General features: G+C 52.3%; 21 protein-coding genes. All 21 read right to left on the reverse strand.

The window, feature by feature from the left end:
* Positions 1-11 precede the first annotated feature (11 nt).
* Positions 12-905, reverse strand: coding sequence for a carbohydrate ABC transporter permease (locus NYE24_RS10685; RefSeq protein ID WP_036699441.1), 894 nt, complete (start codon positions 903-905; stop codon positions 12-14).
* Between the two features lie 12 nt (positions 906-917).
* Complete coding sequence (locus tag NYE24_RS10690; RefSeq protein WP_036699440.1) at positions 918-1,847, reverse strand: ABC transporter permease subunit; 930 nt, start codon at positions 1,845-1,847, stop codon at positions 918-920.
* Positions 1,848-1,917: 70 nt separating this feature from the next.
* Positions 1,918-3,459: an ABC transporter substrate-binding protein gene (locus tag NYE24_RS10695; protein WP_342478642.1), complete on the reverse strand. Its 1,542-nt coding sequence runs from the start codon at positions 3,457-3,459 to the stop codon at positions 1,918-1,920.
* A 25-nt stretch (positions 3,460-3,484) separates the two neighbouring features.
* Positions 3,485-3,775: a hypothetical protein gene (locus tag NYE24_RS10700; protein WP_143804197.1), complete on the reverse strand. Its 291-nt coding sequence runs from the start codon at positions 3,773-3,775 to the stop codon at positions 3,485-3,487.
* A gap of 224 nt (positions 3,776-3,999) precedes the next feature.
* Positions 4,000-5,595 carry a helix-turn-helix domain-containing protein gene (locus tag NYE24_RS10705; RefSeq protein ID WP_342478643.1) on the reverse strand — a complete coding sequence of 532 codons (1,596 nt, stop codon included), beginning with the start codon at positions 5,593-5,595 and terminating at the stop codon, positions 4,000-4,002.
* A 1-nt stretch (position 5,596) separates the two neighbouring features.
* Positions 5,597-7,315 (reverse strand): histidine kinase, encoded by a 1,719-nt coding sequence (locus NYE24_RS10710; protein ID WP_342478644.1) that lies wholly within the window; start codon positions 7,313-7,315, stop codon positions 5,597-5,599.
* Between the two features lie 343 nt (positions 7,316-7,658).
* The gene (locus NYE24_RS10715) at positions 7,659-8,450 is read right to left on the reverse strand and encodes an alpha/beta hydrolase-fold protein (RefSeq protein ID WP_036699435.1); all 792 of its coding nucleotides are present in this window, start codon (positions 8,448-8,450) and stop codon (positions 7,659-7,661) included.
* A 26-nt stretch (positions 8,451-8,476) separates the two neighbouring features.
* Positions 8,477-9,943: a sucrose phosphorylase gene (gene gtfA, locus NYE24_RS10720; protein WP_342478645.1), complete on the reverse strand. Its 1,467-nt coding sequence runs from the start codon at positions 9,941-9,943 to the stop codon at positions 8,477-8,479.
* 11 nt (positions 9,944-9,954) lie between these two features.
* The gene (locus NYE24_RS10725) at positions 9,955-10,911 is read right to left on the reverse strand and encodes a sugar kinase (protein WP_342478646.1); all 957 of its coding nucleotides are present in this window, start codon (positions 10,909-10,911) and stop codon (positions 9,955-9,957) included.
* A 97-nt stretch (positions 10,912-11,008) separates the two neighbouring features.
* Positions 11,009-11,941, reverse strand: coding sequence for an alpha/beta hydrolase (locus NYE24_RS10730; protein WP_342478647.1), 933 nt, complete (start codon positions 11,939-11,941; stop codon positions 11,009-11,011).
* Positions 11,942-11,987: 46 nt separating this feature from the next.
* Positions 11,988-12,962: a LacI family DNA-binding transcriptional regulator gene (locus tag NYE24_RS10735; RefSeq protein ID WP_076154301.1), complete on the reverse strand. Its 975-nt coding sequence runs from the start codon at positions 12,960-12,962 to the stop codon at positions 11,988-11,990.
* Positions 12,963-13,388: 426 nt separating this feature from the next.
* Positions 13,389-14,378 (reverse strand): LacI family DNA-binding transcriptional regulator, encoded by a 990-nt coding sequence (locus NYE24_RS10740; protein WP_036699409.1) that lies wholly within the window; start codon positions 14,376-14,378, stop codon positions 13,389-13,391.
* A 74-nt stretch (positions 14,379-14,452) separates the two neighbouring features.
* Complete coding sequence (locus NYE24_RS10745; RefSeq protein WP_036699406.1) at positions 14,453-15,280, reverse strand: carbohydrate ABC transporter permease; 828 nt, start codon at positions 15,278-15,280, stop codon at positions 14,453-14,455.
* Positions 15,280-16,161 (reverse strand): sugar ABC transporter permease, encoded by an 882-nt coding sequence (locus tag NYE24_RS10750; protein ID WP_036699404.1) that lies wholly within the window; start codon positions 16,159-16,161, stop codon positions 15,280-15,282. Before NYE24_RS10750 ends, NYE24_RS10745 begins: the two co-directional genes overlap by 1 nt.
* A gap of 84 nt (positions 16,162-16,245) precedes the next feature.
* Positions 16,246-17,607: an ABC transporter substrate-binding protein gene (locus NYE24_RS10755; RefSeq protein WP_235218531.1), complete on the reverse strand. Its 1,362-nt coding sequence runs from the start codon at positions 17,605-17,607 to the stop codon at positions 16,246-16,248.
* 292 nt (positions 17,608-17,899) lie between these two features.
* Positions 17,900-19,528 carry a response regulator gene (locus NYE24_RS10760; RefSeq protein WP_051493945.1) on the reverse strand — a complete coding sequence of 543 codons (1,629 nt, stop codon included), beginning with the start codon at positions 19,526-19,528 and terminating at the stop codon, positions 17,900-17,902.
* Positions 19,482-21,194: a histidine kinase gene (locus NYE24_RS10765; protein WP_342478648.1), complete on the reverse strand. Its 1,713-nt coding sequence runs from the start codon at positions 21,192-21,194 to the stop codon at positions 19,482-19,484. The genes NYE24_RS10760 and NYE24_RS10765 overlap by 47 nt, the downstream gene beginning before the upstream one ends.
* A gap of 56 nt (positions 21,195-21,250) precedes the next feature.
* The gene (locus NYE24_RS10770; RefSeq protein WP_036699400.1) at positions 21,251-22,957 is read right to left on the reverse strand and encodes an extracellular solute-binding protein; all 1,707 of its coding nucleotides are present in this window, start codon (positions 22,955-22,957) and stop codon (positions 21,251-21,253) included.
* 103 nt (positions 22,958-23,060) lie between these two features.
* On the reverse strand, positions 23,061-23,939 hold the full coding sequence (locus tag NYE24_RS10775) for a carbohydrate ABC transporter permease (RefSeq protein WP_036699399.1): 879 nt from the start codon (positions 23,937-23,939) through the stop codon (positions 23,061-23,063).
* An 18-nt stretch (positions 23,940-23,957) separates the two neighbouring features.
* Positions 23,958-24,818, reverse strand: a complete 861-nt coding sequence (locus NYE24_RS10780) for an ABC transporter permease subunit (protein WP_256705920.1) — start codon at positions 24,816-24,818, stop codon at positions 23,958-23,960.
* 607 nt (positions 24,819-25,425) lie between these two features.
* Complete coding sequence (locus NYE24_RS10785; RefSeq protein ID WP_342478649.1) at positions 25,426-25,608, reverse strand: hypothetical protein; 183 nt, start codon at positions 25,606-25,608, stop codon at positions 25,426-25,428.
* Positions 25,609-25,631: the final 23 nt, after the last annotated feature.

Genomic DNA, 25,631 nt, shown 5'->3' on the forward strand with positions numbered 1-25,631 from the left:
TCCTTTCATATTTAGCCTTTGACAGCTCCGATAACCACGCCGCGGGTCAGGTACTTCTGCATGAACGGCAGGACGAACAGCACCGGCACAATACCCAGCACCGCCATCGCCATCCGCACCGCTGTACTTGGCAGCGATACTGTGTCGGCTCCGAGCACACTCCCGGCCTGGCCGGAATTGAGGAACTGGATGTTGCTCATAAGCTGCATCAGCAGATTCTGAATACCGTACAATTGCGGCTTAGATACAAAATATAACGCATTGATCCAGTCATTCCAATAGGCCAGGCCCATGAACATCCCGACCGTTGCCATGACCGGCATGGACAGCGGAAGCATGATGCGGAAGAAGGTCCGCAGCTCCGAAGCACCGTCGATCTGGGCGGCTTCGATAATCTCCAGCGGCACATTATTCTTGAAGTAGTTACGGACCAGCAGGACGTTGAACCCGTTCGCCAGCAGATTGGGCAGGATCAGCGCCCACAGTGTGTTTTTGATATGGAAATACTGGGTCCACATGATGTACGAAGGCACAATCCCCCCGCTGAACAGCATGGTGAAAAACACGACAAAGGCCAGCGTATTATGATATTTGAAATCAGACCGAGACATCGGATAAGCCAGCATGCTTGTTATAAGCAGTCCAATCGCGGTTCCAAGGATCGTCACCAGAAAGGAAACCCCGTATGCTCTGATGAAAATATACGCCGAGGACTTAATATACCGGTACGCCTCCAGGCTGGTATGCTCCGGGAAGAAGCTATAACCGTTGCGGATCAGGGCCGTCTCCTCAGTGAACGAAGCAATTACAATCAGCAGGAAGGGCAAAAAAGCAAAAACCGTCAGCAGGATCATCACGACCGCAGAAAATACCGTAAACGCCCGTTCTCCTCTTGTTTGGATCATCTGAATTTCCTCCTAGAACAATGCGTTTTCTGGATTGACCTTCTTGACGATGGCATTGACCGTAAGCACAAGCGCAAAGCCGACCAGTGACTGATACAGACCGGCGGCGGCCGACATTCCGATATCATTGAGCTGCATCAAGGCGCGGTAGACATACGTATCAATCGTCTGGGTAGTGCTGTACAGCGCACCGGAGTTCATGGGCACCTGATAGAACAAGCCGAAGTCGGAGTTGAAAATCCGGCCCATCGACATCAGCACCAGCACAATAATAGTCGGCTTCAGCAGCGGCAGGGTAATCATGCGGATCTGCTTCAGCTTCCCGGCACCGTCGATTTTGGCCGACTCATAGATGCTCTTGTCAATTCCGGCAATCGAGGCAAAATAAACAATCGATCCGTAGCCTGCCGTCTTCCAGATCTGAATCAGGACCAGCAGGTACGGCCAGTACTTCGCCTCCGAATACCAGTTGATCTCCGGTAGGCCGAGCGGCCGCAGAATCGAATGGTTCACGAACCCGCTGTCGGCATTCAGAAAAGCGAAGACGAGCAGCGAAAGCACGATCATCGAGATCAGATTCGGCAGAATCAGCCCGGTCATGAACAGCTTCGAATACAGCTTATTCAGCAGCTCCGACATCAGAATGGCAATGATAATGGAGACTACGGTTCCAAGCGCGATGAACGCCAGGTTGTACAGCAGCGTATTGCGGGTCATAATCCAGGCGTCACTGGTCTGGAAGAGAAAGGTGAAGTTCTTGAAGCCGATCCAGTCGCTGCCGAAGATGCCTTTGGCATAATTGACATCCTTGAAGGCGATGAACACCCCGAACATAGGGAAATAGCTGTTAATGAGAAAATACAGCAGGCCTGGACCCGCGAGTATGAGGAGCGGCAATGTTTTTTTGAGCGGCTTGGATGGGGACTTGCGTCTGGCAGTCATGCCGGTTCACCTCCATGGCCGGGGGCAGAGCCTCAGTTACCGCTCCGCCCACAGCATATTCATATAATAATTATTGCTTTTGCGCGGCAAGCCACGCATCCAGTTGCTGCTGCTTGCTGTCAATAATAGCCTCTGCACCGGCATCCTTCAGCGCACTGATGAATTTCGGGATGATGGTCTCCGGGTCCACCGATCCGCTGACGAGTGCCGGCAGGAACTGGCTGACCACGTTATTCACAGCGCTAATCTGCGTCTTCACTTGACCCTGATCGAAAATGAAGCCGAAATACGGCGATCTTGCGGTATCCTTATTCTCCTTCAGCTTCAGCTCGACATCCGACCAGTCAATTCCCTCCAGCTGATACTGGAGCGATTCGGAGCCTACGATCCCTGAGCTGAGCATGGCTGTATAAGGCACCGTATTGGCGTCCATGCCTTCCGGGAATTTCACATGATGCTCATCTACCTTGAGGTAATCCTCCCCTTCGATTCCGAAGAGAATAGTGTTAATCAGCTCTTTGTCGGTGTAGAGCAGGTTCAGGAACTTCACCGCGGCCTCCGTCTCCTTCGAGGTGCTGGAGACCATCCAGGTTACCGAGTTCACCGCACTGGTATCGAAATAGAACGGGGCGATGCGCTTCGTCTCAATATTTTTGCCGACCTGCGCACTCAGCTGCTTGCCAACCTCCATGCCGCTGTAGCCGCCCAGGAAAGAGAAGCCGCGCCCGGAGGACACCATCTCCATGGCTGTAATGGTTGTGGTTGCGGTATCCTTCTGCAAATACCCGGCCTCGAACCAGTCTCTCATCATCTGGATTCCGTTCTTGAAGACATCCGATTCGTAGAAGTTAACGACCTTGCCGTTGTCACCGATCACGACACCGACTCCGGTCGTATCGGTCAGATAATCCACCTTGCTCGCGCCCTTCATCCAGTTCACAAGTCCCGTATCTGTCGGATTCACGTTGATCGGGCCAAAGGGAACCACATCCGGCAGCTTCTGCTTCACCGCACCGAACACGGCTGGCAGATCCTCTGCCGATTGGATGGAGTCTGCTGCTACGCCCGCCTCTGCGAGCATATCCGCGTTGTAGATAATATTGGTCGGCAGCGCCATCCCTTTATTCACAGGAATGCCGTAGATATGGCCGTCCATCGTGGTGGTTTTGAGAATATCCGGGCCGAAATCCTTATCCAGAATGGCTGTCAGCTCTTTGCCGTGTTCAGGAAGCAGCTCTTCGAGCGGAGCCACCTGGCTCTTGGATACATAGTTGGAGAATTGTCCGAGGGTGGTGAAGACATCCATCTTCTCCCCGCTCTGGAGCGCAAGATTGACCTTCTGGGCGTAATCTGCCGGGCCGAAGAGACGGAAGTCCACCTTCACCCCGATCTTCTCCGTTGTGATGGCGTTGATCGCATTCGTTACCTTGCTGAGATCATCGGGAATCCGGTTAAAGGAAGGCAGTGCGAATACAATCTCAGCCACCTTGGCCTTAGCTTCCGTATCCCCGGAATTCTTGGACGATGTATTGGAATTTCCGCCGCAGGCGGAGAGCAGCGAACCGCAGATTACCATGGACAGCAGCAGTGAACCTAACCCCTTTTTCTTCATTATCATCATGCCTCCTGTTCTGTATTTACACTCTCATTGTACCGGCCCTGGAGGGGGGCGGGCTTTCAATAATACGGGCTGTTTTTATAAAAAACCGCACTGGGCGGGTGGTGAGGATTCTCGGCTCTGTATTGCTAATTAGTTCTCTGGGGGACGGCGGCAGAACGCCCGGCCTTGGCAAACAAACAAGTGGAAAAACGTATTCTAATTTCTCCATTTCTTCTAAAGTTACCTCAACAAGTGGAAAAATAGCATCTAATATTAGCATTTTCTCTGCTTTGCCGGAATTATGTCTAATTAAGTGTTGTTTATCCAACTAATCCTCCGTCAGCGTTCATACGTTCGGCAACAGGTGTATAAAATCCAACTAAATTCTGCGCAGGAGCAACCTTCTCCTAGTTCCCTTAACATAGTTTCCAGCACCTCCAGTCAGTCAACCAGCAGGATGCTGCGCACCTTAGGCACGATACCTGCCTGCTCAGCAAGAAGCCCCGCCTCCGGTAGGAGATACGGAGCTTCCTAATGGTATCATTGTCATAACTATAGGGCGGATTTATGCTTGGAGCGATAGGCTGCCGGGGTTTCGCCTGTCCATTTTTTGAATACCGTGGAGAAATAAGAGAGGGTATCGAAGCCGGTATCCATCGCAATCTCTCCGATGCTCGCTGTGCTCTCCACCAGCCTCTGCTTCGCCGCTCTGATCCGGCAGTCGTTCAGGTACTCCTTCACAGTCTGGCCGGTCCCGTTCTTGAACACCTTGGCCAAATAATCCGCGGTCAGATATACGCTGGCTGCAACATCCTCCCGGCTCAGATCCTGGGTGTAGTGCTCTTGAATGAACCTTTTGGCCCGCTCGACCACTCCTTCAGACTGCAGCACCTCCTTGATGGAATCCACCGTCTTGTCCGTCAGCGCTTGCGCCCATTTCATGAAGTCGAACACACTGCTCTCTGCATCCTGTGTCAATTGCTGGCTGAGCTCGCCCTCGAAGAGCCGGTGCGCCTGAATGTGGTGCCGCGCAAGCAGCGAATAGACCACCTGAAGCAGGTCCTCGCGGATCGAATGGAGCGTGGCCGCATCCAGCTTGTTCAGACTCGTCAGCAGCTCCAGTTCTTTCTTGAGCCGGTTCACAATCTGCGCCTTCTCCTTCTGGACGAACAGCAAGGTGAACAGCTCCGTATCCAGGGAGAACCGCTCGGTCAGATCCACATGGAAGGGCTTATTCGGCAAATGCAGCTTGCCCCGGAAAATAATATTCGACTCGTCCGCCTGCTCCAGCTCCGTCTTCAGCTGCGCCAGGCGGGAGATCGCCGCAGGCTCACTGAAGTAACAGGTAGCCGTACATTTCAGATACAGCCTGGACAGCCGGATGATCTCTCCGGCACCCGCCTCCAGCTCCTTCATATCTGCCGGACTCTCGGCAATGATCGTATTGTAGAATACTTTATCGACCTGATAAGCAATTATACGTCCGCTGCCCACCCGGCTGCTAAGAATTTCAGAGACCAGATTCGAGAGGGCGTAATGAAAGATGCTCTCATCCCATTCCCGTTCAATCTGGGAGCGGGGAACGCTTACCAGCAGAAGCTTATACTCCGCATGCACCTGAACTGCCAGCTCCCGCTTCTGCACCTCACTCTGGATCAGCTGGGGCCGGGGAGAGATCGTCGCCGTCAGCACATCACTCCAGAAGCTGCGTTCTATCAGATCCTGGTTCTTCAGCCACGCATGGCCCAGCTTGCTGTATTCGCCTAGCATGATTTTGTTCTTCAACGTATCCATAGACTTACGCAGCGCTGCCTCCAGCTCCTGCTTGTCCAGCGGCTTGACCAGATACGAGTCGGCGTCATACGAGATCGCCTTGGAGGCGAAGGTGAAGCTCTCATGACAGGTCAGGAAGATGAATCCGCCTTCATAATGACGGTCTCTGGCCCACTTGATCATATCAATGCCCGACCCGCGCGGCATTTCAATATCGCAAATAATCAGATCCGGCTCACCGTTCTCGAATAGTTGCTTCGCATCCTGTATATTATGGGCGGTGAGCACTTCCGTAATTCCGAATTCCTCCCAATTCACGATGCTGCGCAGCGCTTCAACTGTAGGAATATCATCGTCAATCAGCATACAACGCATATTATCCTCCCTCTAAGCCGGGCTGGCTCCATTCCGTTGGCTTCACTGGAATCCACAGCTCAACCCTGGCACCTGTAGACTGGTTGTTGGACAGCTTAAGCAGATCCTCCCGTTTGTAGAGCAGTCTGAGGGTCTTGCGGATATTGGCAATGCCCACTCTGCCTCCATCCTCCCCTGCCTCTTCGCGCTCCGGCTGATCCAGCCATTCAGAAGCGAAGCCTGCCCCGTTATCTTCTATTACAATGCTGACAAATGAACTATCGTCCCGCTGCTCCATCCGCACCCTGATGAAAATAGACAGCAGCTCCTGAACGAACATAGCATGCTTGAACGTATTCTCCACAAAGGTCTGAATCATGAACTGCGGAACCGGCACCTGCCGCGCTTCCTCCTGGATCTCGATCATGAAAAAAATCTGTTCAGGATAACGGATCTCCTGCATCCGGATATAATTCTCAGTATGCCGGATCTCCTCCTCCATCGTCACTTCCATCAGCCCCCCTCTGAACATATACCGGAGATGCTCGGAGAGGCAGTGGATCAGCCGGCGAATCTCCTCGTTTTTATTCTGATAGGTTAAGCTGGTGATCGTTGAGATCGCATTCAGGAAAAAATGGGGCCGGATCTGCATCTGCAGATACTTGATCTCGGCGCGGCTGATCTCGATCTGTTCTTCATAGGACTGAATCTTCAGATCCTTGATCTCACTGACCATGGACTCCAGCGCATGGAACAGCTTCAGGAATTCCAGAGAGTAGGGGGTATTCTGCGGAATCTGGTATTCCAGCTGCCCCTGTTCAACCGCCTTCGCCGCCTTCACCAGCTCCAGAATCGGCCTCAGTACATCCCTCGTCAGGAATCTCAGCACCAGCGGTACCACAATGACCGAGAGAACTGCCAGCAGGGCGATCCCCCACTGAATCAGCTTCAGACCCGAGAACAGACTGCCCTTGGCAACCATTTGGGTCATCTGCCCGAACTCGCCGATCGGTTCAGATACAATCAGGTAATCCCGCTTATATTGCCTGCTTAAGCTCTCAAGCGTCGTCTCTCCCTCCTGCAGAGAGATATTACTCGCTGCCAGTATAGTTCCCTTCGAATCACTGAGCACATACCGGTTCTGATCATTGCCTCCCCTGTCGACCATGGCCAGCAGCGTGTCCGCTTTCACCAGCGTTCCGAAGCTGACCTCTGAATAAGTAATATATTTGAACAAGTACGACTCGCCGCGGATCTGGAAGACCTTCCATTCCCCGCTATGTTCTGCCGGAGCCGTACTGAATGTATGCATATTAATAAAATCCACCAGAGCCAGCTTATCCTCCGATTGAATCCGGCGGTTGAACTGCTCCAGCACCAGCTCATCCGAGAGCCTGATGAACATGCCGTCGCTCGAATTATCGCCTGCTATTTTTGCTTGCAGGCTATTCTTGAGCTGCTGGACCCTGAAATACCGGCTGTTCTCATCCATCCCCGCCGAATTCACGGCGGCATCCACGTTATGGTCGAATACCTCTATGAGGTCCTTGGAGAAATTGTTGAAATTATTATGAATATTGGCCTGATAGAGGGCCAGTGTATTACGCGAGCTAGTCAGAGCATTGCTCCGCACAACCTCCAGGGAGTAGATATTACTCAGAACAAGGATGGACAGCAGGATCGCAAGAATCACTGTCATCTGCAACGAAAATTTGAACACGATACTGTTGGTTCGGATCATCCCCGCCTCTTCCTTTCCCCGGAATTCAGCACGCCCCTGAGCCGTTACCTTCTTAGGCCAGACCCAGGGGCGTATAAGTATGCAATTTGCGGTTATATAAGCTGAAAAAATGAACTTAAAGCTCTGTCGTCACTACGGTGAATATTTGGACTTCCGGCCGCTGTTGTCCCCAGATTTCTTGATTTTAACCGCTAATCGCGGTAGAAATCCGGTGACAGCTGATGCTTCCGAAGCGAGCTTTCCTACGGAAAGCTTTCAGGCGGACGCTAACGCTCCTACAGTTCCAAAATTCCCCTCCGCTTCTTTTTGCTTTTCGTTATTTTCTTAAGCGCTTCTTAGAAAATCAATTAACCGCCCAGTCCAGCGCAGCTTCGATATGCTTATCCCAGTACACCCAGTTATGGTCGCCCGGGCCCTCTTCATAGTAATGGGCAGCCTGCTCGCTGTCCAGGAACTGATGGAACCGGCGGTTCACATCCAGCAGCATATCCTCGGTTCCGCAAGCCATGTACAGCTCCGGCAGGGCAAGTCCCTGCGCCTTCACATCACGCACCAGCTGCTCGGGGTCCTTGTCGCTGCCGAGCAGCTTACTCAGATCGCCGAAGACGCTGGCATAGTAGGAATAACTGGCGATTCCGTCTTTATAGTCTGGGGCAATATTGGCTACTCTATACGGAATTAAGGCCGAGGATAAGGCGATGATCCGGCCGAAGCGCTCCGCGTATTTCAGGCCGTTGCGGATCGCACCGTACCCGCCCATCGACAAGCCGCCGATCCAGGTATCCTCTCTGGCTGCTGATAGCGGGAACAGCTTGCGGGTGAAGTCTACCAGCTCCCTGCCGATATACTCACCGTAATATTCTTCCCTAAGCTCATCATTGACATAGAAGCGGTTCTCCCCGGCCGGCATGAATACTGCCACCTGATGCCTGTCTGCCAGCTCCCTGATCCTGGAGAAGTTCAGCCAGTCGTTCTGGCTGCCGGAGAAGCCGTGCAGCAGATAGAGCGATCTCAAGGGCTGACCGGACCAGGCCGGCAGTCCCCAGCCCTCCGGCAGATCCACCGGCAATATGGCCTGGATCGTGACCTCCCGCTTCAGACTTGCCGAGAACAGGCTGATTTGCATTGTAGCCATCATCATTCCCCCTTAACGAATTAGAATCAGACCCAGTATACCGCTTCTTGTCCCTGCTGATCTATATATTCGATAACAGACTTATAATTCTGCAGGTTAATATGCAGCCGGCAATATGCTGTTCCATGTTCCCACATCAGCCTGATTTCATCCGCCTCTGCCTCAAGTACCCGGAAGGTTCCATTGAAGGCGCTATATTCATTGCGGAAACGGATCAGCTTCATCAGCCGCTGCACGACCTCCCGCTCACTCTCCGCTTCAATCTCCTCCAGCGTGTAGTTATGGCGGTTAATCTCCCGGCCTTCCCCCGTCAGGGCGACCTGCTCCAGATCATTGCGTCCAGCCAGCAAGCCTACATAATAGACCTGCGGAATACCCGGTGCGAAGAATTGAATCGCTCTGGCTGCCAGGTACGCATCGTCATCTTCATTCAGTGCACTGTAATAGGTGCAGCGGATCTGATGGACATCGAAGCCATCCGGCGCTTTATGCTCCTCGGACAGAATCAGACTCAGATTCGCCCCGCGCTCCACGCAGAGATCCACCAGCTCCCGCGCTTCCTTCGTATCGATCAGATCATCCAGATCCGGCTTCACCGGAACACCGTCATGACAGTCCAGCATCGTGAACTGCTGATGCGGGCGGGTCCGCAGATAGTCGTACAGCGCCGTATTGGATCTGCCGGTAAGCGCCTCAAGCACGCGGTAAGGCAGAATGAAATCATATATCCAGCAGCCGTATTCTGATAGCTTAGTCTGGATACTGTGATGTGCATGCACCTCCGGCAGCAGCTCTATGTCCAGCGAATCGGCCATCTCCTTGATCCAATCCAGGAATTCATAAATCTCCGGCTCCACATAGAAACAACTGGTGCCCAGCTTCTTGATCACGTACCCGACCGCATCCAGCCTGACGATCTTGACATTCTGCTCTTTGAAGTTCAGGAAGAACTGCCGCAGCAGGTCGCGGGTGAGCGGAGAATGGATATCCAGATCAATCTGCTCGGAAGGATCAGTTTTGCCAAAAGTGGTCCATACCTTCTCTTCCTCCCCTCCAGAGGTTCTGAAGGTAGAATACGGCAGCGGCCGCCGCAGAAACATCTTCCCGATATCCGCACGCACAGGCTCGCCATTCTCCCAGATTTTGTCCAGGGTAATGAACAGATCCGCATATTCAGAAGCCCGGCCATGCTCCAGGAAGTCCTGGAAATACGGCGATTGCCTGGAGATATGATTGACCATCAGATCCACCAGCACATCGAATTCTTTCCCGAGGCTGCGGATGTCCTCCCAAGTGCCGAATTCCGGCTCGATCTCCAGATAAGTCAGCGGCGCAAAGCCGCGGTCCCCTGAAGAGGGGAAGGGCGGAAGGATGTGAATCCCCCCGGCAAACAGCCCGGCGAAGGGACCGCGCAGCACCTGATGCAGCTGCTTCAGGTCTCCGCCCAGTGAATCGGGATAGGTAATTAACTGTACTTGATTCTTCAGTGTCATCTCAGAGCCTCCTACAGATTGAATTGTTGCTTAATGACCTCAAGCGCAGGCAGATCGACTACCGCACCGGTGAATTTCAGTTTGTACGCGCTGACGGCAAATCCAAGCTCCAGCGCCTCTGTGAGCGTATACCCTTTGATAATAGCTGTATAGAATCCGGACCAGAAGGCGTCGCCTGCTCCCGTCGTATCTTCAATCTGCGTAGCCTTGGTGGCAAACGACACCGTTTCGCTGCCGGTGGAGACGAGTGCCCCGTCCTTGCCCAGCGTCAGAATGACCAGCTTCGCGCCAAGCGCAAGGAATCTGGCAATCTGCTCCTCCGGCGTGCCGGGTCCGAACAGACGCTCCGCGTCATCCTCGGAAGGCTTGATGATATCGACCTTCGGGATGATGCTTTTGACATAGGCTACCCCGTCCTCCCCCTTCTGCCAAATCGAGGGATGATAGTTGGGGTCGAAGCCGATCAGCACCTTATGCTTCCTTGCTGTCTCGATCACCCGCTCTACCGCCCTACGGGATGGGTTCCTGGAGATCGGCCAGCACGAGAAGTGGACAATGCTGGAATGAATCAAGGCTTGCTTCAGCGCCTCATTGTATTCCAGCTGGTAATCTGCCGCACGGTAAAAGATCGGAACCGGCGTAGCCTGACTCTTCGTAATCACCACCATACTGGTAGAATCATCGACTTGCTGGATGCCGCTTGTCGCCATTCCGGCGCTCTGCAGCCGGTTCATCAAGTAGTTGCCGAGGCTATCCCTGCCCACCGCCGAAGCCACATGCGACCGGATGCCCAGCTTCCCTGCATTAATGGCAATATTCGAAGGCGATCCGCCAAAATACCGCGTATATCCATCACATACCGTGTCCTCGCCATACTCATTGGAGATCATATCCACGAGCAGCTCGCCCACTGTTAGCACATCGTTCGTCTTATTTTCAAACCGTATTGTCTCTCCGAGTCTAAACACCCGCACTCCCCCTTGGCACTCCAATATCCTTGCGTCCTATTCATTCTATGGTTTCTGTGTACGCAATACTTTCAAAAACCCGTCCTCTTTTTACAATTTAAGAGTTCAAGGCTCTTGCTAACGCATGGATATAGCCTTCTCTGGCTCTGCGGGCGACTTCGGCTGCAGGAACGACATGCTCGAAGCCATGATAGCCACCCGGGTAGAGATGAAATTCCACTTCTACACCGGCTTGTGCCAGCCGCGCCACATAGTCAATTGTCTCATCCCGGAACGGGTCAAGCTGTCCGACGCAGGTATAGGCGGGCGGAAGCCCCGCCAGTTGATCCGCACGGCCGGGTGCCGCATACGGGGAGGTGTCTGCGCCCCCGGCAGGACCGCCCAGGTACATCTCCCATGCCACCAGATTGTTGGCCCGGTTCCACACCGCAGGGTGAGTTACCTCATAACTGGAAGGTGTAATGTTGCGGTCGTCCAGCATCGGATACAGCGGAAGCTGGAAACAGAGGGCAGGACCTCCCTTATCTCTAGCCATCAGGGCCAAGGCAGCCGCCAGACCGCCGCCCGCACTCGCGCCGCCTACAGCAATCCGGGCCCCGTCAATCTGGAGATCATTCCCCGGATCTGCAAGCCACACCAATGCCGCGAAGCTGTCTTCCACCGCTGCCGGGTACGGATGCTCCGGGGCAAGGCGGTAATCGGGCGACACGACAACACAGTTAGCCGCGAGGACGAAGCTCTCACATAACGCATCATCGCCGCTCGGCTGGCCCAGAATATAGCCGCCCCCATGGGTCCAGAGCAGGGCAGGCAGCTTATGCTTACTCCGCTTCGCCGGTTCATAGATTCTGATCCGCACTGGCCCGGAACCGGCAATCAGGACCCGCTCCGTAATGCGGACGCGGCCCGACGGTTCAATAGGCAACGGGACCATATTCCGGGCTGCGGCAAGATCCCCCGGCAGATGCAGCGGCGGCAATCCGGCCATCCCCTCTCTTAATTCCGGAGCCACGCGGTGAATGAAATTCATCTATTTTCCCTCCATATCGTTCGAATGTGAATAAATCCTGTGTGCTTCAAGTGGTCCCCTTCTCCGATAACCGGACGGGAAGAATGGTCTCCAGCGGGACCGGCTCGCCGGCAATCTGCTGAAGCAGATATTGAACGGCCAGCTCGCCCATTTTCTTAATCGGCTGTACGATGGTAGTCAGATCCTCCGCATCCAGGGCGGCAATTCCGTCATAGCCTACGACCTTGACTTGACCCGGCACAGCTCTGCCCAGTCTTCTGCATTGCTTCAGCACCTGCAATGCCAGCATATCACTGCTCGCGAATACGCCGTCCAGCTCAGGACGCTCCTCAAAAAGACTGCTGACCAGCTTCTCGTAATCTTTATACTTGAATCCGTTCAGATCGGTTTGCCTTACAGTGTACGCAACATCTTGCCCTTTGACCTGCTCCAGGAAGGCGTCATGCCTTTGCTTGGCCAGCAGATTAAGGCGCAGATTCCCGCTAAGATAGGCGATGCTGCGGCATTTTTTGCGCAGCAGCAGCCGGGTGGCCAGCACTCCCCCCTGATAGTTATCCGAGGCAATGAACGGGATCGACTTAGAGATCTGCCGGTCCAGCGACACCAGCGGCAGGTTGATCGACTTGTAATCGTTCACGCTCATCGTATGGCTGCCCATGATAATGCCGTCAACCCGGCTGGCCCGCAGCAGATCGATGTACTCTTTCTCTTTTTTCTTGTGATGCAGGGAATTGCACAGCATAAGCTTATAGCCTTGTTCATAGGCATAGGCCTCAATATGCTTGGTTACCTCTCCGAAGAACGGATGGGAGATATCCGGCAGAATCAGGCCGATAATATTGGATTTCTTGCGCAGCAAGGAGCGTGCCACCTCACTCGGATGGTAATTCAGCTCCTCCATGGCATCGTTCACCTTTTGCTTCAGACTCTCACTGAGGTATCCCCGGTTATTAAGCACACGGGAGACGGTAGTGACGGAGACGCCGACCTTCTCGGCAACATCTTTGATGGTTACAGCCATCCGTACCTCCTGACCCGGGTCAGCCACCTTCCTCTGTTCAGCGGAACAGGGCATGGCTCTGTGTTAACCGGTTAATATAATAGGACAGCAGCAGCTTTAAAACTGTAAGAATGGCTTAATTGCAATCCGTACAACTAAATCGTCTGGTGTGCTGCCATATCTCCATTTAGCTGTATTTCGTGCAATTAAAATACCTCTATACCTGGATTTTCACCCATTCCAGCAAATTTAGTTGTATGGAATACAGTTAGTGGAGGAATGCCTTCCTTTTCACTGTTTTAGTTGCACCGAATACACTTATCTCTGATTATGCGAAAAACCGAACCCAATAGTTCAGGTGGTTTCCTCTTACTGGTCCAATCCATAAATTTAAATCTGACGCTCTAATAGGGCAGACGCTGGCAGGGAAGCTGCCCGCCCGGGGTATCAGGTCGTGCCGCGCTCCACAGCCGTTACCGGGAATGTATTCACCATCGTCACCGCCTGTCCCTCGATCTGCTGGACGGCCAGCTCCATAATAGCTTCGCTCATCTCCTGAATCGGCTGCCCGACCGTGCTTAGACGCGGTGAGATCATGGAGGCGAGCTGCACATCATCATAGCCCACAATGCGCATCGCTGAAGGAATCTCCTTGTCCAGCAGGTTACAGGCATGAATCACCTCGGCGGCAATCACATCACTGCTGGCAAATACGCCGTCAATCTCAGGATGCTCCTGAAGGAAGGCGGCAATGGCGGTGTCCCCTCCAGTATAGCTCCCCTCCTCAACCTCCAGCTGCAAATACAGCGGCGTAAGCCCGGCGAGCTTCATCTCCTCTTCGTACCCCTGCCTTCTCAGACCGGCCAGCATGAAGTGATGCTGGGGACCGTCGATGCCCCGCTGGATATAGACCGTGTGCCGGCAACCCTTGCCGGTTAATAACCGGGCAGCCAGCCGGCCGCCCTCCAGATTATCCGAGGTGACCACGGGGATGTCCTCAGAGATTACACGGTCGAAGGAGACGATCGGCAGGCCCAGGTGAAGGTAATGCTGCACATCCAGCACGGCACTGCCCATGATGATGGCATCGACCTGGTTTTTTTTGAGCATCTCGATATAATCTACTTCCTTGGAGACGTTGCGGTTGGAATTGCAGAGCAGCAGCTTGTAGCCCTTAAGGTCTGCATAATATTCGAGATAGGCAGTCAGCTCGGCAAAAAAAGGATGGGAAATCGCCGGGATGATCAGCCCGATCATATTGGATTTTTTGCGGAACAAGGCCCTGGCCATTTCATTCGGCTGATAATTCATTTCCTTCATCACCCGGTAGACCTTCTCCTTCGTCTTGTCACTGATATACCCTCTATTGTTAAGGACTCTGGACACTGTATTCACAGAAAGTCCTGCCTGCTTCGCAACATCCTTCAGATTCGCCATAGGAACCACCTTGCTTTTTAGTTCCAATTATAGAGGAATTCGGGTTAGATTTCAGCTATATCGTCAACTCCCCCTTATTTCAGCGCCCCTTCCGTGATCCCCTTGATGATCTGTTTTTGCAGGAACAGGTAGATGATCAGCACGGGAATAATCGTCATAATCAGCCCGGCCATCAGCGGCGCATAGTCCACAGAATAGGAGGAGAAGAAGGTATACGTGGACAGCGGCAGTGTCTTCTGATCCGGCGACAGCAGCACCAGACTGGGCAGAAGATAGTCATTCCAAATCCAGAGCACATCGAGCACCAGCAGGGTGACGAACACCGGCTTCAGCAAGGGCAGCACTATACTGAAAAACGTCCGCAGCGTGGTGCTCCCTTCGATAAACGCCGATTCTTCCAGCTCGTATGGAATCCCTTTGATAAAGCCGTGGAACGTGAAGACGCCAAACGGCACCCCGAAGCCGAGATACATGAACAGCAGCGTCAGCTTGGTATTCAGCAGGCCCATATTCCCGTACAGCATCACCATTGGAATCATCAGCACCTGGAAGGGCAGAGCCATGGAGGCCAGCATGAGGAAAAAGAAGATGGAATTCACCTTCCATTTGTAGCGGACGAACAAGTACCCGGTCATCGCCGAGAAAATAATAATGATTGTGACGGAAATCCCCGTAATGATCAGCGAGTTCATGAACCCCTGCATGAAGTCCATATTGTCAAAAGCGCTGGCGTAGTTCTTGAAATTAATCGTTGCCGGCAGGGACAGCGGGCTCTCGAAGAATTGCTGGGTGGTCTTGAAGGAGTTCATAATAATCAGCAGGAACGGTGTTAAAAAGGCAAACAGCAGCAGGTACAGGAATCCTGTCCGCACGCCCGAGAGGATACGCCGGTTAGCATTCATTAAGATTCCACCTCCAGCTTCTTCAGCAGATAGGATTGCGTCAACGCGATAATCGCTACGACAGCGAACAGAACAACTGCCTCTGCCTGGCCGACACCGTATTGATTGGAGAGGAAGGCTTTTTGCACGATATGGTAGGTGGCCAGCTCCGTTGAATTGAACGGTCCTCCCTTGGTTAAGGCCAGGTTAATGTCATACGTTAAGAAGGACCGGGACAGGGAGATGAAAATACAGATGACGATTGCAGGAACCGTCAGCGGCAGAATAATTCTGCGGATCACCGAAGTCCGCCCTGCCCCGTCGATGCTTGCTGCCTCCAGCACATCATTCGGAACGCCAGTGAAGCCCGCGATATAGATGATCATCAGATACCCGACCAGCTGCCAGGCGGTTGCAATGATCAGCGCCCAGAATGCCGTCCCCGTATTCGTCAGCCATGAGGTCTGAAACAGCTCCCAGCCGTATTTAGCGCCAAGGTAAGGCAGCACTTGTGAGAAAAGCGTCTGCCACAGGTAGCCGAGTACGATCCCGCCGACCAGATTGGGTGTGAAGAAACCTGTGCGCAGCCATTGCTCGCCTCTCCCGCCTCTCGTCAGGGCGAGTGCGATGAAGAAAGCGAAGACATTGGCAATCACCACGGTGAAGAAGACATACTTCAGGGTGAACCACAGCTGCTGAAGGAACACCTTATCCCTGAACACCTCCAGATAATTCGTGAAGCCGATCAGGCTGCTGTCGCCTGTACGGACATCCCAATTCGTGAAGGTCAAATATAAGCCGACGATGAACGGTATGATCACTACGGCGGCAAAAGCGAAGATTGAGGGACCTCCGAAGACCAGAAACGTCCCCGCATTCTTCAGTGATAGCTTTTTGTTCATAGTGCTGCCCCCTTTCCTCTTAACAGGCTGAACTGGAGAATATCCCAGTTCAGCCTGTTCTTTTAGCACAAACGAAGAAATTCTCTATTTCCCTGCGTACGATTTCCAGTAATCCTGAACCTCCTGCGCAAGCCCCTGGCGGTCGATATTGCCTACCAGATACTTCTGCATCGCAGCTCCGGTCTTGGCCCAGTAATCCTGCGGCAGGTAATTGATGACCCCGATGTTGATAATCTTCCCTTGCTTCACGTATTCGCTAACGGCGTTGGACATGACGTTCGTGCTCTTCGCCTTAAGATCCTTGTATGGCATGGACAGCCCCATGTCGGTAATAATGGCCTTCTGCCCGTCCTCGCTGCTGACCATCCATTCGATGAACGCTTTGGCGGCTTCCTGCTGCTCCGGCGTAGACTTCGAATCATCGATGGCGAACAGCTTAGGCTCGCTGTAAGCGACTTGCGTGTTACCGAAATCCTCCGGATTATTGCTCACCGGCAGCGGCAGGATACCGAAGTCGGCATCGCGGCCTTCCAGCGTTCCGATGACCGCCCAGCTCCAGTCCCCCATGAAGTAGAAGGCGGCAGCTCCCTTGGCGAAATCTGCGCTGTCGCGGTTATAATCGGCAACGAGCGGGTCGCTCTTACGTGCGTTGTATTTTTTCAGCAGATCGAAGGTATCCATCAGTCCGGTGAACTCCGGATTCTCCGTCAGCTTAACCTGCCCGTTCTTCAGCTCCTCCACGAACTTCCGGTTGTCCTCCACCTTCTGCGACTGCAGGGAATAGGTCAATCCCAGATAGTGGGCGCCAAGCGACCAGTCTGCCCCGTGAAGCATGACCGGTGCTTTGCCGGAGGCTTCAATCTTCTTGAAGACCGCTTCCAGATCATCACGGGTCTTCACCGATGCGGGATCAAAGGCACCGCCGATACCCTCTTCTACCGCACGCTTGTTGTACAGCAGGCCATAGCCTTGGGCAGTCCAGGGAATACCCAGGAATTGTCCGTCCAGCAATGCGCCATCGATGGCTCCCGGATTAGTGAGGGCTTCATACTTCGCCTTCTCCGGCTCTAAATCCAGAAAATCATCCTTATATTGAAGTATGGTGCCTGCATCCAGATTCACGATTGTCGCCGGATTGCCGGAGGCCAGCAGGGATTGGAACTTCTCAAGCTGCGCGCCGCCGATCGGTGTAGGAATCAGTTCAATCGTCACCTGCGGATTCTGCTCATGGTACTTCTTGAACAGCTCCTCGAATACGGTATTGACTTCTGCAGAGGTATTGAAGAAGGTGAGCTTAACATCCTTGGCGGCTTGCTCTGCTGCTGGCGTCTCTCCCTTTTCTTCCTTAACAGCACCGTTTGCCGAATTCCCCTTGGAGCAGCCTGCGAGTAATCCGGTGACCACCGTCAGAGCGATAGCGAAGCTTGCAGCTTTTCTCAATTTCAAATGAATTCCCCCCGTACTTATGATTGTTTTGAATGCGCATACATTTCGGATGCAACTTTATGATAACCGGTTAACATATTTATGTCAATCGGTTATCATATTTAAATTTTAGCTAATAAAATCCGCCACACGCGCCACGTCCAGTCCAATTGTAATCGGTTTTTCGATTACATTCGGCTCACGCGCCGCTGCCGCTGAATGTATTCGGTTTTCCGCATACATCCGACAAAAAAAGGGCTCAGCCCAAATGAGCCGAGACCTCTGATATTACGGGACGAGACCACGCATCCCCCTACAATTTCCCCCGGTAATCCTGGGGCGTCATGCCGAATTGCTCCTTGAACACTTTGATAAAATATTGGCTGTTGGCGTAGCCGAGCTGCTCGGAGATCTCATAGATCTTCAGATCGGAGTTACGGAGGCTTGCTACGGCCTGCTCCATTTTCAGATTCAGGATGTACTCGCTGATGCTGATCCCGCTGACTTGCTTGAACAGTCTGGAGACATATGCCGGATGAAGCGAGACTGCATCCGCAACGAATTGCTGGCTGGCCTCTGCCAGATTAGCCGCGATACAGCTCTGCATCTCATTGACGATGCCCATCCGGTTATTCTGTGTATCCCGTTCGAGCTTGCCGTGCAAGGTATCCACCAGCGCTTCTCCCCAGCTGATCAGCTGGGACAAGGAACGGAATAGAGTCTTATCCAGCAACTCCCGCCCGACCAGATCGGACAGCAGACTATGATTCTTATGGGCAATATAGTGAAAGGAGCCGAGAATCATGGTGCGGATCTCCTCAATATATTCTTCGTTATAGGCCGGGAGGCTGTTGCTGAACTCCTTCATCTGCTGCAGCCGTTCCTTATACCCCTGCCACTGGCCGGTCTCCAGCAGATGCATCAGTGTCGGGGAAGCATATAAGTCCTTGAGCGGCTGGACCGGTGAGCTCTTCTGCTTGTCCGTCAAGGAGATGAAATAGCCCTTGTCATTGCCTACTTGCTGTCTTAACGCCGACTGGGAATCCTCATACATGGCGCGGATATCCAGCGGGAATTCGCCCGGGTAGGACAGAATGACCGAGATTCCGCCATTCAGATATTCATTCACACTGCTGTGCAGCTGATGGGTATTATGGGTTAGCTGCTTCAGAATCTTGCCCGGGTCAACCGCCCCCGCTTCATTGCTCTTCACAATAAACACCAGGTTCTCATGCGCATCCCGGCCATGCCACATCTCGAAGCCGGAGCCCAGCAGCTCGCAGGCAATGTTCGTCACCGCGTATTCAAAGAGCAATTGGCTATCCAGCCCGAAGTTCGTGAAATGCTCCTCCAGGCGGATCAGAATCAGGAAGACCCGGTCATTTAGCTGAAAATCAATCTGATATCCGCGAAGCTTGTCCTTCAGCCGTTCCTGCGGATAGGATTTGCCCTGAACCAGCTCGGCCAGCAGCTTATCCTTCAGCGCCGGAAGATGCTCCCGGAAGGCCAGCATCGCCTGCTCATAGGATGCCGTCCGGTCGAGCTCCTTCTTGATGGTCTTAATCGTGCCCTCCAGAGCAGCACGCAGCTTCTGGTGATCCAGCGGCTTAACAAGATACTCTACCACCCCATACTGAAGGGCTTCCCGGGCATATTCGAACTCAGCATAGCCGGTTAGCAGAATACACTTGATTCTCCGGTGGGTCTTCCGCACCTGCTTCACCAGCTCCAGCCCGCTCATCCCGGGCATGGCAATATCCGTAATGACTATATCCACCGGGTATTGTCCGATCATCTGCATGGCCTGGGCGCCGGAGTAGGCTTTGTATACTTTTTCAATCCCGAAGTCCTGCCATGGAAAAGCAAGCTCCAGATCATCTACGACATATTGTTCATCATCTACCAGCAGAATTTGCAGAATGAGCTTCTCCCTCCTTTTCAATACGAATCCGGTAACAGGTGCCTTCGGACAGCACGGAGTCTACGGATAACCCCGAGTCCTTGCCAAAATACAAGCGCAGCCGCTGATTCACATTCCTTAGTCCGGTTCCGAGCTGTTCATTACTGATGATATTGTCCTCGATATGGCGGCAGACCGCGCCGAGCCGTTCCTCCGTCATGCCGATTCCGTTATCCTTCACGGTAATCAGCAGATACGAAGCATCTTCTTCGGCGGCAACCGAGATGATGCCGGGCCTCAGGCTCGGTTCAATGCCATGCTTAATGCAGTTCTCCACGAGCGGCTGCAGAATCATCCTTGGCAACCGGTATCTGCCCGCCTCTGCCGTGACACCGAACTCGAAAGTGATTTCTTTTTTGCGCAAATGGATCATATGCAAATAATGCTCGACGAAATCCAATTCATCCTGAAGCGTCGAATCCAGCTGTTCAATCTTGTGAATGTACCGGCAGTAGGAGGCCAGATGCAGCGTCATCGCGGTGACCGCATGATAATCCTCGATGCTTGCTTTGCTCTGAATGAAATTCAGGCAGTTATAGAGAAAATGCGGATTAATCTGCGCCTGATACTGCTTCAGCTTCGCTTCCTTGACTTCAATCTCGCCCAGCAGGACTTGCTCAATCAACGTCTGTGTATTCTCCGCCATCCGGTTAAAGGAATTGCCGAGCACCTTGAACTCATTGACCTGCAGATCAACGGCACGGCTGGAAAAGTCGCCCCGGTCAAACCGGTCAATCGCCTTGCGCAGCATGATCACAGGTTTCTGGACCTGCTTGCGGAGCAGCAGTGTGTAGAACATAATACCAACCAGCACCACCAGTACCGCATAGAGGAACAGCCGGTTATTGCGGTTAATCGGTTCGATATACTGTCGCTTGGGATAGGCGTCTATGAAATACAAATCCAGCATGTCCGACTTCTTATAGTTAATCTGGTATTCTGTACGGTTCTCTGTAGCGGAGATGGTTCCCCTGTCCCCGTTAATCCCAGGACTGATCGACTGTAACAGCTCCTGCGGAAATGCTGCCCGCGGCTGAATAAAGGCCCGCTCAGAGGCATCGTACAGCAGCGGCATACCGGAGACATACTGATCCATCATTTTCACCAGATTATCCAGAGAAATCCTGACCTCAATTAACAGCGAGCTAATATGACTGCGCATGATGTTGGAGTAATATCCCTTGCCTTCCTTATCCATGTGCAGCACCCAGCGGTTCCGCACCTGCTCCGGGGGACTGAAAGTGCTAAAGGAGAAGGAGGAATCCGAGGATACCGTCTCTTTCTCATCCTCATAGTACAGAATAACTGTATTCTTCCAGGAGGTAGAGGCCGTGTTCAGAGCCAGCTTATCGATGATGGTCAGCTTCATCTCATATTTGGAATATTGATCCCCGAACTTCAGAATATAAGGATATCCACGCACAGACTGGTCCTGTGACAAAGTAATGGTATTTGTCAGCACCTGTTCAAATTGCGTGGATAGCTGGGAGGTCATGAATTCAACCTCGTACATTTTATTTTTTCTCAGCTCATTCTGAATGTCCTTCACGTTCAGCCGGTAGATGAGCCAAAACGCACCTACAATGATCAGCAGCATCAGCATCAGGACAAACGACAGCCACTGAAAGATCGACAGACGATATTTCACATTGCCCTCCTCCAAATGAAAGGACGGCCTAGGGGCCGCCCTTATTCTTTATATCTTTATTTCTGCAGAGATTGATACCATTCATTGACCTCTGTGGTCACTTTGTCGCCGCCTGTAGTTTTCCATTTCTCTACAAAGGTATCGAATTCGTCTACCGATGCTTTGTCATAAATAATTTTGTTCAGAATTTCCTTCTCCAGCTTCTCCAGCATATCTCCGCGGGCGAGCTGAGTTTCAGTAGGTGTACCTGTGAACATCTCAGGCATTACACTGTCCTTCTGGTCGATGATGATCTTGGCTGCTAAGATCTGCTCAGGAATACGCTCGGACAGATTCTTCTCATACTGGTTAGCAGGCTCTGCGCCGCCAGCGAGCTTAGCAAGCGTGTTCATCATCAGGTTAGGAATAATAGCGCCATCGTAAGTTAGGGTATAGCGGATCGCATCCACCCAGCCGCCTGGAATCTTATCCGTATCCTGCTCTTTCAGGACGGTTCCGTCTTCAGCGATATCATAGTCATAGCCTTTGGCGAAGCCGTTCACGAAGGTTGTGCTGTCCGGGTTGGCCCAGTTATCAAACAGATAGTTCTGGTAGACGAAGAATGCGTCTTTATGCTCCATATCCTTGTTGATCAATACAGCACCGGAGGCGATCTTCGTGCCGTGTCTGCCTACCTTGCCGTCCGGGCCTGCCGGAAGCGGATAAGCCTTATGCACTGCACCTGGAACGTTCTTCTGCAGATCCGGCAGCGGCCAGCCTGTCATCCAGTAAGGGCCGACAATGATACCGGATTTGCCTGCTGTAAAAGCTTCTGTTGCTTTGTTCTCATCATACAGACCGGATTCGGAGGAGATGTAGCCTGCCTTCATCCATTTCTGCATCGTTGCCAGGCCTTCCTTCATCTCCGGCTGAACAGAACCGTAAGCGAGCTGGTTGTCCGCTGTCTTGTTCCACTGGTTCGGCATAGCGCCGAACATTCCGAAGACCCATCCGGCTTCCGACATCCATGTGTTCAGGTTGTTTTTGAAGCCTACAGCCAGTCCCGTTGTATCCTTCTTGCCGTTGCCGTCAGGGTCCTGATTCGTGAACGCATCCAGCACGGTTTCCAGCTCAGCCAGATTCGTCGGAGCCTTAAGGTTCAGCTTCTTCAGCCAATCCTCACGAATATACATGACCGGATCATTATTATAAGCGTTTTCCAGAATCGGGATACCCATACGTTTGCCGTCTCTCATGTAGGGATTCCATACGGTTGGCTCTTCGGCCATCGCTTTTTTGTAGATATCGGAAGCATATTTGTCGAACAATTCGCCCGCATCGGTGAACTGGCCGCTGTCAATCAGATCGGAGATCAGGGAAGGGCTGCCGCGGAAAGAGATGATATCCGGCATTTTCTCACCAGAAGTAAGCATCAGGCGCAGCTTGGTTTCATAGGCGTTGTTCTGGTCACTTACGGTCCAGAGATACTTGATGTCAATGCCCAGTGTATCCTTGGCCCATTTGGTGTGCACGTTATTCTCGATGTTCTCGCCGTTCTTGAATTTCAGGCTGCTGGCGATGGGAAATACGGTTGAGATGGTTACCGGCTCTGTATATTTACCATTCTCAAAGGGAGCCGAATACATAGCATCTTCGCTTGCCGCCGGCTTGTTGTCCCCTTCTGCCTTCTTGTTGTCAGCATTGCCGCCGCATCCAGCCAGCAAGCTGCCCAGCATGACCGTGGATAACACTGCCGCAGCAGAGAATTTCATTTTCTTTATCATTTAATCTTGCACCCCTTTAATTAAAATTTAATCATATTAATTATATGAGTCAATCTTTTTTCACTTCCAGCGCGTGCATCACCCCCTTTAATAGGAAGGACGGCTATTCCTTAACCGCCCCGAGGACAATTCCCTTCACGAAGAAACGCTGCAGGAATGGATACACGATGAGGATCGGTGCCATTCCGATGAAGATTTGAGCGGCTTTGACCGTTCTTTGCGAGATATTCTCCAGATCCTCCGGCCGTACGGTCACCTTACTGAAGTCCTGCTGGACAATGACCGACTGCAGGAAGGTCGCCAGCGGATAGTTGCGGTGATCCGTCATATACAGCAGGCCGTCGAACCAGGAGTTCCAGTGACCGACAATCGTGAACAGCGACAGCGTAGCAATGGCCGGCATGGATACCGGGAGATACACGCTGAACAGTGTTCTGAAATGACCTGCGCCGTCGATGAAGGCGGCTTCTTCCATTTCTTTGGGCACGGCCCGGAAGAAGTTAAGCAGCAGAATGACATTCCATACCGAGACGGCCCCCGGCAGAATCAGTACCCATATGGAGTTCATGAGGTGCAGCTTCTGAATCAGAATGTACATCGGCACCAGACCGCCGCTGAACAGCATGGTGAAGACCAGCAGCCAGATATACATGTTCCGGCGTCTGAACCGGGCGTTCTCTTTGGACAGCGCATAGGCGGCCAGAATGACTATCCCCATGCTGAACAGCGTTCCCAGCACCGTGCGCTGCAGGGTCACCCAGATGGACCGGATGAAATTCTCATTGGCTACGGTCTTGGTATAGGCGTCCACTGTGAAATCTACCGGCCACAGACCCACCAGATTGGCATTGGCTGCCGATTTCCCGCTGAACGATACAGCAAGGACGTGAATCAGTGGGACAACACACATGACTGAGACTGCGATCATCAGGATATAGTTGAACACGGTGAAGATGCGGTAAGGTTTTGTTTTATGATACATGCCACATTGGCCTCCATTCTAGAAAATACGGTAGTTAGCAAATTTATACGAAAGGCGGTAAGCTGTTACGATCAAGACAAAGCTGACAACGGATTTGAACAATCCGACCGCTGTGGAGAAGCTGAACTTACCGTCAACAATTCCTAGTCTGTAGACAAATGTATCGATGATGTCCCCTTTATCGAAGACAAGCGCGTTATACAGGTTGAAGATCTGGTCGAAGCCGCCGTTAAGCACGTTACCCAGCGCCAGTGTTCCTACCACGATGGTAATCGGCAGCATGGCCGGCATTGTAATAGACCATGTCTGCTGCCAGCGTCCAGCTCCGTCAACCTCAGCAGCTTCATAGAGTGCCGGGTTAATTCCCGCCAGGGAGGCCAGGAAGACGATGGTGTTGAAGCCGAACTCTTTCCAGACATCACTCACTACTACGACAAACCGGAACCAGTTCCCGTCACCCAGGAAGAAAATCGGCTGGATGCCGAATACACTGACCAGTACCTGGTTGATCAGGCCTCCATCTCTGGCCAGCAGGTCGGAGAGGATACCGCCCAGGATAACCCATGACAGGAAGTGGGGCATATAGACAATGGTTTGTACCATTTTTTTGAATGCCATCTTGCGGATCTCATTCAGCAGCAGTGCGAATAAGAAGGGAACGATCAGGTTGGCGATCATTTTCAGACCGGCAATAATCAGTGTGTTCCAGATGATCTGAACGTTCTCGGGAATACTGAACAGATATTCAAAATGCTCCAGCCCCACCCATTTGGAGGCGCTAAAGCCTAAGCCCGGCTTGTAATTCTTGAAGGCAATCGCAAGTCCTGTCATCGGAATATAGGCGAAGATCAAGGTAAGGATCAAAGCCGGCAGAACCATCAGATCGAGACTAATCGTCGATTTCCATTTCGATTTTTTCCGGGGACTCCCCGCATTTACATCCAGTTTCTCGCCTTTTACGCTGGCTGGCGTAACCAAGTTTTTCATGCTCCTGCTCCCCTTTGCTGGTCAACGTGTATCCGTTTACTTTGTTTATAAATTAATAATACCTAGCCGGACATGACAGTTACATGATAAATACAAAGCATTGATAACAAAATGATAACCACAACAGTTTTGGAGATAGCATTACGGTGGCGCTTGGGTGGACGCTCCGCGAACGGACCGTTGTTACAATCGCTGTTGTGTCCAGATTTTATTGTATTTTTACCTTAGCGGTGAAAATCCGGACACAAAGGCGACCGCTGCCGCTTTTCCGCGGGTCGTTCCGTTCTCTCCGCTGTTTAAGCGGGGGGCAAGGTCATTGAAAAAGGACAAACCATTACAGAAACTATCCCCTAGTCATGACATGGCCCGGCACCATCGAGTAACTTCCAGTTAAGCCGCCGCCCCAGCGATGGTTGCACAACCTACTAGAGAATTAATTGGATAAACATACCTTAATTTAGCCGGTTTGGAGCTTTTGAGGAAATTAGGTGGATTTATGCTATTTATTTTCGAGGAAATCTTCTTTTTGTTCTAATCTCGGCGTAACAAGTGCCTTTTTTCCAACTACTGTCTGGCGAGGGGCATTCCAAGCGCGAACAAGTGCCCAAAATCCAACTATTTCCTGACGCAGTATCGGAGCAACGCAGGCAAGGTAGACAAAACAGTCGTCCAACATGAGCATCGCAGCCCTATTACTCCCATCAC

It is taken from the genome of Paenibacillus sp. FSL H7-0350 (assembly GCF_038593195.1).
Classification (GTDB): domain Bacteria; phylum Bacillota; class Bacilli; order Paenibacillales; family Paenibacillaceae; genus Paenibacillus_AQ.